The following is a 13,247-nucleotide window of genomic DNA, read 5'->3' as shown; positions in this document are numbered from 1 at the left end:
CCGGTCACCGCCCCGTCACGTCGTACGGGAAGGTGGGCAGTACGCCGATCTTGTCGTACTCCATCTTCGCGGCGTCGAAACCCTCGGCCCAGTTGGCGTTGGTGACCTGGTTGCACCTGTACGACTGGTACTTGTCGTCGGAGACCTTCCCGACCTCGATGTTCGCGAACGAGAATCCGCAACCACCGGCGTCCATGTGCACGCCGCGGGTGCCGCCGGCGTCCGGCATCGACGGGTCCGGGATCACGTCCCCGACCACCATCTGCTCGACCGTGTTCTGCACCGGGTGCGGCTCCTGGTTGTCGACGCCGTAGGTGTAGAACGCGCCCATGTCGCCGCTGTCGAGACCGGTCTTTTCCAGCCGGATGTATTTGAAGCTGTTGCCGGACGTGTACTGCTCGCCGTCCTTGACCTCGGGCCGCGACTCCAGGCTGATGCCGTAGCGGGCGCTGTGCTGGACGTGGACGTTCGAGACCGTGTTGTCGCCGGTGTCCATCAGCTCGATCCCGGCCGCGTCACCCGGTACCAACTCGCCGACATGGTCGATGAAGACGTTCGAGATCGTGTGGTGGTTGTTCAGGTCGCCCTCACCGGGCCAGCCGCCCTCCACCTTGATGCCGTCGGCACCGATGTTCTCCAGCAGGCTGTCGGTGATTCGGGTGTGGTCGTTGGCGAACAGCAGGTAGATCCCGCTGAACCCGGTGTCCGACACCCGCAGCCTGGTCAGGTCGATGTTGCTGGTGTTGGTCAGCCGGATCGCGCCGAACCGGTTCCGCGGCAGCTCGATCTGCCGGTCGTACTCCGGGTACTTGTGCTCCACGCCGGCATCGCCGCTGGACACCCAGCCGCTGCGGTACCAGGTGACGAAGTCGGAGTACTGCACCCCGAGCCCGTCGAAGGTGACGTCGTGCAGCCGGTCGTCGGCCGACTTCCCGGCCAGGTCGAGCACGGTCTTCACAGTCGGCCGGAGCACCTTGACGCCGTCCATCGTGCCGCCGCGCGGCTTGTAGTAGACCTCGCCGGCCTTGTAGTCCAGGTAGTACTCCCCCGGCTGGTCGAGGAAGCTGAGCGAGTTGTGGAAGAAGTACCGGGAGCCGCCGCGGCTGTTGACCATCGCGTAGCGGGTCCAGTGCTTGAGCGTCGTCTGGGTCTTCCTGAAGTTCGTGTCCAGCAATGGGATCGTGTCGGTGAACCACGACCACGAGCCGCCGGACCAGATGGTCACCGACGCCTGGCTCAGGTCCCAGCTCGGGTCCCAGTCACCGGGCTTGCCCCACATCCAGTTGCGGACGTCCATCTTGTCCTCCTCGTAGAGGATGGACGTCAGGTACGGCGACCAGGTGTCCTCGGTGCCGCGGTTCGGGTAGCGGGCGTTGGTGGCCCGGGTGCCGTCCTCGAACAGCGTGTAGAACGGCTTCGAGGCGTCGATCCTCGCCTTGTAGATGCCGTCTCGGTACGGCGTCCAGCCGGTGATCTCCTCGGCCCCGGACAGGGTCGCCTTCCCCGGCCCGTCGATGCTGCGGTAGACGACCCGGTGGCCGTTCCTGCCGGAGTCGCGCTGGTCGAACCGGACGGTGGACGAGACCGGGTACTCGCCGGCCTTCAGGTTGACGGTGATGTCGCAGCCAATCCGGTCGTTGAGCCGCTTGTTCCGGATCTCGTCGCGGGCCCGGGTGATCGTCTTCCACGGGCTCTTCTCGGTGCCTTTGGCCTGGTCGTCGCCGTTCGGTGCGACGTAGAAGTTCTCGCACTTGGCGGCGCCCGCGGGCTGGGTGTTCAGCTGGACGGCAGCCACGGCCACCAGGGCGGCGGCTACCGCCCCGGCGCCGACGCTGAACGCCGTACGCCTGGTTCTCTTTGTGGACATGTTGGGCGGGGTCCTCTCAGGGGTCAGTCCCCGGCTGCACCGTTGCCGTTCTGCGTGGTGCGCCAGGCTTCGTACTCGAGGCGGGTCTTCTCGGTCAGGGGGTAGTAGTCGCGCAGCGGTGCGCCCTCGTCGATCCGGCGACGGCTGAACTTCTCCCACGCGTCGTGCTCGGCGGCCGCCTGGACGACGGCCTCCGCCCGTTGCCGCGGTACGACGACGGCGCCGTCGTCGTCGGCCACGACCAGGTCACCGGGCAGCGCGAGGACGCCGCCGACCGCGACCGGGACGTTGTAGGCCCAGGGAAAGAGCTCGGACTGGGACGCGTAGTGCGGGGTGGCGCCGGTGGACCAGATCGGGACGTCGAGCTGCGACACCCGGGGAACGTCGCGGATCCGGCCGTCCACCACGATGCCGGCACCGCCACGGAGCTTGAAGTAGCGGACCAGCATGTCGCCGAAGCAGCCGGTGGTGTGGCTGCCGTACGCCTGCACCACGAGTACGTCACCGGGCTGGACCTCGTCGAGGACAGCCCACAGCGCCGTACTGCGCTCGATGTACTCCTGCGTCTGGCCGTCGGCGATGTCCTCGCGCTGCGGCATGAACTGCAGCGTCAGCGCGCGGCCGACGACCTTCTTGCCGGGCAGCATGCTGGTCGGCCCGTCGACGAACGTCCGCCGGATGCCCTGCCCGTGTAACCGGGCGCAGGCGGTGGCCGACCCGATCCTGGACAGCCGGGACACCAGACCGGGGTCCGGGGCCGGCGGGTTCTCGCCGCGCACCGGGAGGTCCCAGACCGGGGCCACGGGGGCTTGTTCGGTACCGCTGCTCATATGTCTCCTCAGTCAAGCGCCACGTGGGCGGCGCGATAGGCGTTGCGGGTGAGCCGCAGGTCGAGCCGGACGGTCCGGCCCGGCGGCATCGTGACGTCAAGTCTGTTGCCGCCGACAACGATCGTCTCGGTGCCCGGAGCGGGTGGCGGCGAGGTGTAGGCGGCGGCCGGGCCGGGGTAGTCACCGGTGGCGGTGGTGACGACGGCCTCGTCGATCCGGTCGGTGCCGAAGCTGCCGGCCTGGACGATCACCCGGCGGGCCTGGGTCGCGGACAGGTTCACCAGTTGCAGACCGGTGCGGTCCGGCTCGACCGTGTCGACCAGCGCGGCGACGTCGGCGGGCAGACCGGGACGGCCGCGTTCGGGGTCGAGGTACAGCACGCGCAACGGCAGCAGGCCGCCGTTGTAGAGCAGCTGCGGAGTGCCGGTGGTCAACTGCAGCAGAGCCTCGGTCGCGACCGGGTTGTGCCGCTGCCAGTGGTGGATGTTCAGGTCGGCCGGGTCGACGGTGTCGACGGCCATCAAATCCATCCGGCGTTGCACCTGGGACAACGCGACCCCCAGCATCGCCTCGGGGTAGCCGGGGTTGTCACCGGCGAGGTAGGCGAGCCAGGGCGCCTCGTGACCGGCGTCCTCCTTGTTCCGGAAGTCGCGCACGGTCCGCCAGTCGTAGCCGCTGCGCTCCCGGAGCCGCCGCAGGCGTTCCCGGTCGGACGGCTCGAAGGCCGCCTGCCACAGCCAGACCGGCAGCCCCAGTTGCGGCGGCTGGTAGTCGAACCAGCCGTCGTCGCCGTAGCGGTTCGGGATCAGCAGGGTCGGCTTCGCGCAGTCCTCGCCCAGCTCGGCCTGCCACCGGTCGCGGATGCTCAGGTCGGTGTCGTCGACGGCGGCCGTGATGCCCCGTTCGTACAGGTGGTCGAGCAGCGTGCGCGCGACGTCGAGCCTGCTCGGGTCGCCGGTCAGCAGGGCGCCGTTCACGGCCGCGATACAGGCGGCCGAGCCGACGGAGTACACACCGTGCGGCCAGTTCCAGCCGTAGTTGCCGCCGTACCAGCGGCCGCCGTGCAGCTCGCCGACCTCACCGCTCGGTCCAGCGTTGTCCGGCAGCAGTCCGCCGTTCGCCGCGGCCCGCTCCTGCCAGGCGTCGAGGTACTCCAGCGTCCAGGCCGCGAAGCGGTCGTTGTGGTCGTAGAGCCAGGCGTTCGCGGTCAGCGTGGTCGCGGCGAGGTTCACCGCGACGTCGCCGGCGCCGAGCCGGCGGATCATCTCCGCGCCCATCAGGTCGGCCTTGGCCGGATCCTTCAGGTCGTTCCAGGTCCGGATGCCCGGGACGCCGGGCAGCGGCAGGCCGAAGACCCGCATGGTCGTCAGGTCGGCGCCGTACGAACGCCACTCGTCGTTGATCCCCCAGCGCGGACCTCCGCCGCCGTTGTGCGGCGCGCGGATCGTCCGGGTGGCGGCGTCGTAGTTGCCCGCCGGCGAGCCCGGCAGGTACAGCTCGGCGAACCGGTACGCGCGCTCGCGGAACTCCTCGTCGCCCGGGTCGGCCGCGCACAGCGAGTAGAAGAAGATCATCGACTCGCCGAGGTGGAACCAGTCGTAGCCGCGCTCGAACTCGTCCACCAGGAACCCGAGGTCGGTGAGCTGCCGGGTGACGCCTTCCCAGTGCCACTTGGCGACGTCGATCAGGTCGTCCGCACCGCCGAGCTGATAGAGCACCGGCCAGTTCACGAACGCCTCGTAGAAGTCGTCCGCGCCGTCGCGGCTCGGGACGGGTCCGGCGTACCGCAGGCTGCCGTCGGGCAGGCAGTAGCGTTCGCGGAACAGCCACCACCCCTCGTCCATCACGTCGAACAGGCGGCGCTGCATGATCGCCCACGCGGGCGGGCTGCCGACGGGCGTCTGGGCGACGACGTGCGGTGGGGCCGCGACCGCGGCGGCGGATGCGTTGCTGGTCATCGTCATCCCTTCGTCGCTCCTGCGGTGAGGCCGCTGATCACGTGCCGCTGCAGCAGCACGAAGACCACCAGCAGTGGCGCCACCGCGAGCAGCAGCGTCGGGAAGACGACCGTGTAGTCGGTCGAGTACTGGCTCACCGCGGCGTACACGCCGGTGGTGACCGTGTAGAGACCGCTGCCCGGACCGAGGATGATCTGCGGGTTCACGAAGTCGTTCCACACCGAGAAGGTGTTCAGGATGACCATCGTCACCACGGCGGGCTTCATCAACGGGAACACGATCGACCACAAGATCCGGTGCTTGCCGGCGCCGTCGACCGCGGCCGCCTCGTCCAGGCTGGCCGGGATCGTCATGATGTAGCCGGCGTACAGGAAGATCGAGAACGGCAGCGTCAGCGTGGTCTCGAACAGCACGAACCCTGGGATCGTCCCCATCAGGCCGAGGAACTTCAGCGTGTAGACGACCGGGATCACCAGCACCTGGCTGGGGATGAACGTGCCGGCCACGAACAGCAGCAGCAGGGCGCGGTACCGGCGCTCGGTCCGGCGGGCGATCACGTACGACACCGGTCCGGCGAGGACGACCGACAGCACGTTCACCAGGACCACGAACAGCGCGGTGACGGCGTACCCCTTGAGGATGTTGAAGTCGGGGTTGGTCCAGGCGCTCTGCAGGTGCTCCGTCGTCAGCAGGTCCGGTGACAGCGAGAACGGGTGGGTGAGGATGTCCTCCTGCGACTTGAACGCGCTCACCACGAGCAGGTACATCGGCACCAGCATCAGCACGCTCGTCAGGATCAGGAACGCGATCCGGCCGGCACCCGTCAGCTCGATCGGCCTGGGCTGCACCACCCCGGTCCTGATCCGTGGCATCCGGATCGCACTCATGCCTGCGCCCCTTGGTCCGCTCGCGAGCGCAACCGGGCGACCGTGAGCGCGAGCCCCGCGGTGACGATCATCAGGACGACGGACTGCGCCGAACCGAAGCCGAGCGCGTTGTTGTGGAACGAGTCCCACAGGATCAGGTACGCCGCTGTCTGGGTGGAGCCGGCCGGACCACCGCCGGTCAGTGAGACGACCAGGTCGTACGTCTTCAGCAGCGTGACCAGCGAGAGCACCAGGTTGACCGTGACCACCGGCGCGAGCGCGGGCAACGTGACGTTCAGGAAGGCCTGGCGCGGGGACGCCCCGTCGATCCGCGCCGCCTCGAGCAGGTCCCGCGACACCGTCTGCAACCCCGCCAGGTAGAGCACGACGTTCACGCCGAACCCGGCCCAGACCAGTACGCCGATCAGGCTGGCGAGCGCCCAGGTCGGGTTCGACAGGAACGGCAGCACCTCGGCGCCCTTGGACGTCAGCCAGCCGTTGACGACACCCGACGTACCGAGGACAGCGCTCCAGAGGAAGCCCACGACCAGCGCGCTCAGGACGTGCGGGTAGAACAGCACGACCCGGAAGAACGCGTTCAGCCGGGACGCTCCGTTCACCAGCAGCGCGAACCCGAGGCCCAGCACGCTGAGCAGCACGGTGCCGACGGCGGCGATCAACAGGGTCACCCACCCGGCCCGGAGTGCCTCCTCGCTGCGGGCCAGGTCGACGTAGTTCTGGAGTCCGACGATCGCCGGGTTCGCGCTGTAGCCGTTCCAGTCGGTCAGGCTCAGGTAGATCGACAGCCCGACCGGGACCACGAGCATCACCACGAAGAGCAGCAGCGCGGGACCGACCATGCTCGCGGTGGTCAGCCGGTCCCGCAGGCGGACGGCCGCTGCCGGGGTGCTCACGACTTCGACCCCATCCAGCTGTCGATGCGCTTGGCGACGTCGGCCGCGGACTTGCCGGTGTAGAGGCTCTGGACCGCCTTGTTCCACTCCCCGTTGAATCCCTGCGGCAGCGTGGTGGCGCCGTATCCCTCGCCCTGGGCGACGTGCTTCGGCGCCCGGTCGAGGATTTCCTGCACCTGCTGACCGAGCGGCGTCAGCTCGTCGGTGAAGCCCTTGCGGAAGTTCCCGTCCTGCTTCAGCTGGCTCTGGACGGCGGCCTCGTCGGTGACGAGGTACTGCACCAGCTTGACCGCGAGGTCACGCTGCTCGGTCGACTTCAGCACCATGTACGGCGCCGCCATCGTGACGCCCTGCGGACCAGGGGAGGGCTGGCCGGCCTCGGTCGGCGCCGCGAACACGCCGAGGTCGAAGGCGGGCTTCTGGCTCTCGGCCGTCCGGACGAACCAGCTGCCCATGATGTACATCGCGGACTTGCCGGTGAGGAAGTTGGTCTGCGCGTTCACGTCGTCCAGGCCGAGCGCGTTCTTGTCGACGTACCCGTTCTTGATCCAGGACTCGTAGCGCTGCAGCAGCGGCAGCATGGTCTGGCCGACGGTGACCTGCTTGGCGTTGACCTGCTGGTACCAGTCCGGGTACTTGCTCGCGATCGACGGGTCACTGAGCTGCAGCAACTGCAGGCCGGTCACGTAGTCGCCCGCGGTCTGCAGCGGCAGGTAACCGGCGGCCTTCAGCTTGCCCATCGCGGCGGTCAGCTCGTCCAGGTTCTTCGGCGGGGCGCCGATCCCGGCCTTGGCGAACGCGTCCTTGTTGTAGAACACCAGCGACTGCGCCTGCTGACCGACGCCGACGGTGTAGACCTTCCCGTCCAGCGCGGCCTGCTCGACCAGCGGCGTGTCCTTGGTCCAGGCCTGGTCGGTGAGCTCCAGCATCTGTGGCGCGAGCGTCTTGTCGGCCATCAGCGTCTCGACCACGTCCGGCGCGTTGCCGGCCGCGAGCAACTGGGGCAAGGTGTCCTTCACGCCCTGACCGGTGGGTGCCTCGATCTTCACGTCGACGCCCGGGTTCGCGTCCTCGAACGGCTTGACCAGGTCCTCCCAGTAACCCTTCGTCAGATTGGGAGTGATGTTCACCAGCATCCGCACCTCGCCGGTGCTGCCACCGGCGGAGCCTTCCTCGCTGAAACCGCCGCCGCAGCCCGCCACGCCCACCAGGATCGCGACCGCCGCCGGCAGGGCAGCCAGTCGCGGTGAGTACCGTCGCCGTGGCGACTGTCGCCGTATCGAACGAGCCATCTCCGGGTCCTCCTCGGATCGTCCCGGCGTCGGGGGCGGCCGGGCGTCGTTAGCGATCGACGATGCAGAGCGTGACGCTGAAATGTCAACGTTTAAACGGCAAACTGGATGCCGTGAGTCAGAAGTCCGCACCATAAAGGGTTGGCAGACCGGTGTGCGCCGGGTCACCATGCAGCCATGCCCGACGCCGGACGCCCCAAGTCGCCGCTGACCCTGTCGCCGGCCGAGCACGCCGCGCTCAGCCATCTCGCCGCCGGGAACGGAACCCACCCGGCGATGCGGTTGCGCGCCCGGATCGTGCTCGCCTGCGCCGAGGGGCAGTCGAACAAGGACGTCGCGGACCTGCTCACGGTCACCCCCGGCACGGTCGGCAAGTGGCGGCGCCGGTTCCTGCGGATGGGGATGGCCGGCCTCGACGACGGGATGCGCAGCGGCCGGCCGCGGATGGTCGACCGGGTCCGGCTGGGTGCGGCCGGCGCAGGATCGATGGCCGAATCCGGACACCCGCTGTCGACCCGCGAGGTCGCCGCCGCTCACGGAGCGTCGCAGTCGACCGTCGCCCGGCGCCGGCGCGAGGAGATCCACCGGCACCGGACCGGCGGCGGCCTCGCGTTGCGCGCGGCGCAACCCGCACCGCCTCCGTCGACCGACACCGAACTACTGTCGGACCGCGTCTACGAGGCCATCCGCGGCTGGATCCTGTCCGGCGAGCTCGCGCCGGGGGTGCGGGTGGTCGAGTCCGAGATCGCCCGCGTCCTCGGCACCAGCCAGACACCGGCCCGGGAAGCGGTCCGGCGGCTGGCGCACGAGGGGCTGGTCACGTACCGGCCGCGACTGGGCAACTTCGTCACCGAGATCTCCCAGGTCGAGGCCCGGGAGGCGCGCGAGGTCCGCGTGCTGCTCGAGAGCGCGGCCGCCCGCCGCGCGACCGGGCACGTGCCGCCGGAGGAGCTCGACCTGCTCCGGATCGAGGTCCGGCGGATGACGGAGGCGGCCGAGCACCACGACATCGGCGCGTTCCGCGAGGCCGACCTGCGCTTCCACCGGCAGGTGCTCGCGACCAGCGGGAACTCGATGCTGCTGAAGGTCTGGCGCACGCTCGAGCCCGCGCTGTGGAACCTGCAGGTCGTCTCGAACGCCATGTACGCCGGTGACTGGGGGCTGATGGCCCGCCGGCACATCGACCTGGTCGAGGTGCTGGCCGGGACGGACCCCGAGGACGCGGCCCGGCTGTTCTCGGCGCACGCCCGCGGCGAGTCCTCGATCACCAGACCCGCGAGCCGCCATGACTGATCCGCCGGAAACCCGCCCCTCTCCGCGCGACCACCCGACCGAGCCTCCACTCCGGCCCGCAACCGCGGCTCGCCTCCCGGCCTGGGTGCCCTCCGCCACCCCCGCGCCCCTCGCTGATCACGCCGCCGCCGTCCATCACCTCGACGCCCACGTGCACCTGTGGGACACCTCCCGGCGGGCTCTCCCGTGGTTGCCTGCCGGGCACCCGCTCCGCCGCGACTTCACCCTCCCCGACCTCGCCCGGTCCGGCGGCGGCCGGCTGCCGGACACCATCCTCGTCCAGGCCGACGCCGACCCCCTCGAAGTCACCGACCTGCTCGGCCTCGCCGCGGCCACACCCGCGGTCCTCGGCGTCGTCGGCTGGTTCGACCTCCACCGCAGCGCCTCGTTCCCCGAGCACACCAAGCTCGTCGGCGTCCGCTGCCCACCCGCCGACCAGACCGACCCCGGGGCACTCGACGACGCCGGGTTCGTCCGCGGAGTTTGCGCCGCCGCCGACGCCGGACTCGCGATCGACCTGCTGCTCCGCCCACCCGCCCTGCTCGGGGCCGCCCGGCTCGCCGGCGCCGTACCCGGCGCCCGCCTGGTCCTCGACCACCTCGGCAACCCCGCCGCCCCGACAGACGACTGGCTGACCGGGATGAAGGCACTCGCCGACCGCCCGAACGTCACCGTCAAGCTCTCCGGCACCGCCCACCTCGCCTCCGACACCCTGGCCGAACTCATCGACGTCACGCTCGGCCTCTTCGGCAGTGACCGGTTGATGTTCGGCTCCGACTGGCCCGTGTGCACGCTGTCGAGCACACGCGCCGAGGTCCTTCGCCGTACCGCTGAACTGCTGCCGGCGGCCGCACACAACGACGTGTTCCGCGGCACCGCCCAGCGCACCTACCGCCCCTAGGGAGACCGCCCTCATGAACGAGTACACCCGACGCCAGGTCCTGCGGACCGCCGGCGCCGCGGCCGGCACCGCAGTCGTCGCCGGCGCCCTGACCGATTCGCTGACCGATCCCCTGACCGCCACTGCCGCCCCCGGACCGGTGGGCAGCGACACCAACCCGCTGCAACTCTGGTACACCCGGCCCGCCACCGAATGGCTCCAGGCGCTTGCCGTCGGCAACGGCCGGCTCGGCGCGATGGTGTACGGCGGGATCGCGACCGAGCAGCTCCAGCTGAACGAGGACTCGATCTGGGCCGGCGGACCGCACCAGTACGACGACCCGGCCGGCCGGGAGGCGCTGCCGGAGATCCGCCGGCTGATCGCCGAGGAGGACTACCTGGCCGCGCAGATGCTGGCCGACGAGAAGTTCATGGGCCGCCCGACCGAGCAGATGCAGTACCAACCGGTCGGCGACCTGATGCTGACGTTCCCGGGCATCACCGAGGCCGGCGTCACGTCGTACCGGCGGGAACTGGACCTGACCAGCGCGATCACCTCGGTCAGCTACGTCGCCGACGGCGTGCACTACCGGCGTGAGGTGTTCGTCAGCCATCCCGCGCAACTGCTGGTGATGCGGCTGACTGCCGACCGCGCCGGCGCGCTGTCCTTCGACGCGACCTTCACCACCCCACAGACCGCGACGGTCGATCGGTACGACGACCGGACGCTGGCGCTGAACGGGATCAGCGGCGACGCGGAGGGGCTGACGGGGTCCGTCGGGTTCTGCGCGCTCGCCCGGGCCTTCGCCGAGGGCGGGGCCACGAAGGTTGCTGACGGCAAGCTCACTGTCGCGGGTGCGGATGCGGTCACGCTGGTGCTGTCGATCGGGTCGAGCTACCGCAACTACCTCGACGTCAGTGCCGACCAGGTGACTCGGGCGTCGGCCCCGCTGCCCTCGTCGCGCCCGGCGTACGGGCTGCTCCGGAAGGCGCACGTCGAGGACTACCGGCGGCTGTTCGGCCGGCTGGACCTCGACCTCGGGACGTCGGACGCGATCGCGCTCCCGACCGATCAGCGGGTGGTCGCCTTCCGCAACGGCGGGGATCCGCAACTGGCCGCGCTGTACTACCAGTTCGGCCGGTACCTGCTGATCTCCAGCTCACGCAGCCCGGGCCAGCCGGCGAACCTGCAGGGCATCTGGAGCTACAAGATGCTGCCCGAGTGGCAGTCGAAGTTCACCCTGAACATCAACTGCGAGATGAACTACTGGCCTGCCGGCCCGGCGAACCTCGCGGAGTGCTGGGACCCGCTGTTCCAGATGATCGCCGAGCTGGCCGAGTCCGGCGCGCGGACTGCCGAGGTGATGTACGACGCGCCCGGCTGGGTCGCGCACCACAACACCGACGGCTGGCGCGGGACCGCTCCGGTGGACTTCGCGTACTACGGTGTCTGGCCGACCGGCGGTGCGTGGCTGTCGTTGCTGTTCTGGGAACGGTACGAGTACACCGGCGACCTGGACATGCTGCGGCAGTACTACCCGGTGCTGCGCGGGTGTGTGGAGTTCTTCCTCGACCAGTTGCAGACGGACGGACCGACGGGCTATCTGGTGACCAGCCCGTCGCACTCGCCCGAAGTGAAGCACCACGACTACGACAACGAGGGCGTCAGTATCTGCGCCGGTCCGGCGATGGACAGCGAGATCCTGCACGACCTGTTCAAGATCTTCGGCCAGGCCGCCGCCCTGCTGGGCAAGGACGCCGGCATGGCCGCGCAGGTCGCCGAGGCGCGGTCCAAGCTGCCGCCGATCCAGGTCGGGTACCTCGGCCAGATCCAGGAGTGGCTGATCGATTGGGAGGAGGCCGCGCTGGAGACCAGCCGCCATATCTCCCACCTGTGGGCGCTCTTCCCGAGCGACCAGATCACCCCGCGCCGTACGCCGGAACTCGCCGACGCGGCCCGGAAGTCACTGGAGCTCCGGGGACCGGCGGTGACGGCGGGCTGGTCGCTCGCGTGGAAGCTGAACATGCGGGCGCGCCTGCTCGAGCCGGACAACGCGTACAAGCACCTGACCCAGTTGCTGGCTCCCGGCCGAACGGCACCGAACCTCTTCGACCTGCACCCGCCGTTCCAGATCGACGGCAACTTCGGCGGTGTCTCCGGCATCACCGAGATGATCATGCAGAGCCACTCCGGCGAGGTCGCCCTGCTGCCGTGCCTGCCTGCCGCCTTCCCCACCGGCAAGGTCCGGGGCCTCCGCGCCCGCGGCGGTTTCGATCTGGAGCTCACCTGGTCCGACGGCCAACTGACCCGAGCCCGCATCAACTCTTTCCTGGGCAACCGCCTGAAGCTGCGCACCGGCATCGAGGTCGACGTCAAGTCTTCCGCCGGCCCAGTCGCCTTCGCCCGCCCGGAGGACGGTGTCGTCGAGTTCCGCACCCGCCCAGGAGTCGACTACTTCATCGAGCCCCGGCCATGACGGTGCTCGGTCCGCTGGGGCTGGGCACGGCACCACTGGCCGAAGGTGAGTCGGCTGCCGCTCAGGCTGCGGTCGAGGAAGCGCTCGGAGCCGGCGTCGACTACTTCGACACGGCTCCCCTGTACGGAGCGGGTTCGGCCGAGCGGCGGCTCGGTCTTGCGCTGGCAGGAGTGGAGCGAACGTCGTACAAGGTCAGCACGAAGGCCGGGCGGCGGGTCGTGGGAGATCAGGTGGAGTACGACTTCAGCGCGGACGGGATCTCGCGGTCGGTCGAGGAGAGCCTCACCCGGCTCGGGCTCGACCGGGTCGACATCGTCCACCTGCACGACCCGGACGACCACGTGCGGCAGGCGCTCGACGAGGCGTACCCGGTGCTCGACGACCTCCGCCGCCAAGGCGTGATCGGCGCGATCGGGATCGGCATGAACAGCCCGGAGATCCCGGCCCGTTTCGTCCGCGACACCGACCTCGACGTCGTGCTGATCGCCGGCCGCTACACCCTGCTCGACCGCTCGGCCGCGGACGACCTGCTCCCGCTCGCCGCCGGCCGCGACGTCGCCGTGGTCGCCGGCGGCGTCTTCAACTCCGGCATCCTGGCCGGCGGCTCGACGTACGACTACCGCCCGGCACCGCCCGGGATCGTCGACCGGGTCGACCGGTTGGCCAGGGTGTGCGCGTCGTACGGCGTCCCGCTCAAGGCGGCCGCGATGCGTTTCCCGGCCACCCATCCCGCCGTGACGACAGTCCTGATCGGCTGTGCCACCGCGACCGAGGCCCGCGAGAACGTCGAGCTCTGGGGGCAACCGCTGCCGCCCGACCTGTGGACCGCTCTGCACGCTTGCCTGTAGTTCCCGCCCCGGAAGGCTGATCC

10 protein-coding genes are annotated in these 13,247 nt (G+C 69.9%); 4 read left to right on the top strand and 6 right to left on the bottom strand.

The window, feature by feature from the left end; all coding sequences use genetic code 11:
• Positions 1-4: 4 nt before the first annotated feature.
• From E1218_RS00690 to E1218_RS00665, 6 genes are read right to left on the bottom strand one after another with little or no spacing between them, the layout of a single operon-like run.
• Positions 5-1,867, bottom strand: a complete 1,863-nt coding sequence (locus E1218_RS00690; protein WP_132315081.1) for a right-handed parallel beta-helix repeat-containing protein — start codon at positions 1,865-1,867, stop codon at positions 5-7.
• 23 nt (positions 1,868-1,890) lie between these two features.
• Positions 1,891-2,697, bottom strand: a complete 807-nt coding sequence (locus E1218_RS00685; protein ID WP_132315079.1) for an RraA family protein — start codon at positions 2,695-2,697, stop codon at positions 1,891-1,893.
• Between the two features lie 8 nt (positions 2,698-2,705).
• Entirely contained in the window at positions 2,706-4,655 is a 1,950-nt protein-coding gene (locus E1218_RS00680; protein WP_202865694.1) for a hypothetical protein, read from the bottom strand.
• A 2-nt stretch (positions 4,656-4,657) separates the two neighbouring features.
• Positions 4,658-5,542, bottom strand: a complete 885-nt coding sequence (locus tag E1218_RS00675) for a carbohydrate ABC transporter permease (RefSeq protein WP_132315077.1) — start codon at positions 5,540-5,542, stop codon at positions 4,658-4,660.
• Positions 5,539-6,435: a carbohydrate ABC transporter permease gene (locus E1218_RS00670; protein WP_202865693.1), complete on the bottom strand. Its 897-nt coding sequence runs from the start codon at positions 6,433-6,435 to the stop codon at positions 5,539-5,541. The genes E1218_RS00675 and E1218_RS00670 overlap by 4 nt, the downstream gene beginning before the upstream one ends.
• Entirely contained in the window at positions 6,432-7,727 is a 1,296-nt protein-coding gene (locus tag E1218_RS00665; RefSeq protein WP_132315075.1) for an ABC transporter substrate-binding protein, read from the bottom strand. The genes E1218_RS00670 and E1218_RS00665 overlap by 4 nt, the downstream gene beginning before the upstream one ends.
• 177 nt (positions 7,728-7,904) lie before the next feature.
• Here E1218_RS00665 and E1218_RS00660 point away from each other — a divergent pair, with 177 nt between their 5' ends.
• The 4 genes from E1218_RS00660 to E1218_RS00645 all read left to right on the top strand — a co-directional run bounded on the left by E1218_RS00660 (position 7,905) and on the right by E1218_RS00645 (position 13,224).
• Positions 7,905-9,020 carry a GntR family transcriptional regulator gene (locus tag E1218_RS00660; RefSeq protein ID WP_132315073.1) on the top strand — a complete coding sequence of 372 codons (1,116 nt, stop codon included), beginning with the start codon at positions 7,905-7,907 and terminating at the stop codon, positions 9,018-9,020.
• 85 nt (positions 9,021-9,105) lie between these two features.
• The gene (locus tag E1218_RS00655; RefSeq protein ID WP_165949068.1) at positions 9,106-9,921 is read left to right on the top strand and encodes an amidohydrolase family protein; all 816 of its coding nucleotides are present in this window, start codon (positions 9,106-9,108) and stop codon (positions 9,919-9,921) included.
• A gap of 13 nt (positions 9,922-9,934) precedes the next feature.
• On the top strand, positions 9,935-12,376 hold the full coding sequence (locus E1218_RS00650; RefSeq protein ID WP_132315069.1) for a glycoside hydrolase family 95 protein: 2,442 nt from the start codon (positions 9,935-9,937) through the stop codon (positions 12,374-12,376).
• Positions 12,373-13,224, top strand: a complete 852-nt coding sequence (locus E1218_RS00645; RefSeq protein WP_132315067.1) for an aldo/keto reductase — start codon at positions 12,373-12,375, stop codon at positions 13,222-13,224. Before E1218_RS00650 ends, E1218_RS00645 begins: the two co-directional genes overlap by 4 nt.
• Positions 13,225-13,247 lie beyond the last annotated feature (23 nt).

Origin of the sequence: Kribbella turkmenica (assembly GCF_004348725.1) — a bacterium.
Taxonomy (GTDB): Bacteria; Actinomycetota; Actinomycetes; order Propionibacteriales; family Kribbellaceae; genus Kribbella; species Kribbella turkmenica.
Note: the sequence above shows the minus strand (reverse complement) of the source record. Positions and strands in the feature narration are given on the sequence as shown.

What these genes read in the sequence shown, in the direction of transcription:
- E1218_RS00690 (WP_132315081.1), bottom strand. Translation starts at nt 1,867, where the DNA reads ATGTCCACAAAGAGAACCAGGCGTACGGCGTTCAGCGTCGGCGCCGGG.
- E1218_RS00685 (WP_132315079.1), bottom strand. Translation starts at nt 2,697, where the DNA reads ATGAGCAGCGGTACCGAACAAGCCCCCGTGGCCCCGGTCTGGGACCTC.
- E1218_RS00680 (WP_202865694.1), bottom strand. Translation starts at nt 4,655, where the DNA reads ATGACCAGCAACGCATCCGCCGCCGCGGTCGCGGCCCCACCGCACGTC.
- E1218_RS00675 (WP_132315077.1), bottom strand. Translation starts at nt 5,542, where the DNA reads ATGAGTGCGATCCGGATGCCACGGATCAGGACCGGGGTGGTGCAGCCC.
- E1218_RS00665 (WP_132315075.1), bottom strand. Translation starts at nt 7,727, where the DNA reads ATGGCTCGTTCGATACGGCGACAGTCGCCACGGCGACGGTACTCACCG.
- E1218_RS00660 (WP_132315073.1), top strand. Translation starts at nt 7,905, where the DNA reads ATGCCCGACGCCGGACGCCCCAAGTCGCCGCTGACCCTGTCGCCGGCC.
- E1218_RS00650 (WP_132315069.1), top strand. Translation starts at nt 9,935, where the DNA reads ATGAACGAGTACACCCGACGCCAGGTCCTGCGGACCGCCGGCGCCGCG.
- E1218_RS00645 (WP_132315067.1), top strand. Translation starts at nt 12,373, where the DNA reads ATGACGGTGCTCGGTCCGCTGGGGCTGGGCACGGCACCACTGGCCGAA.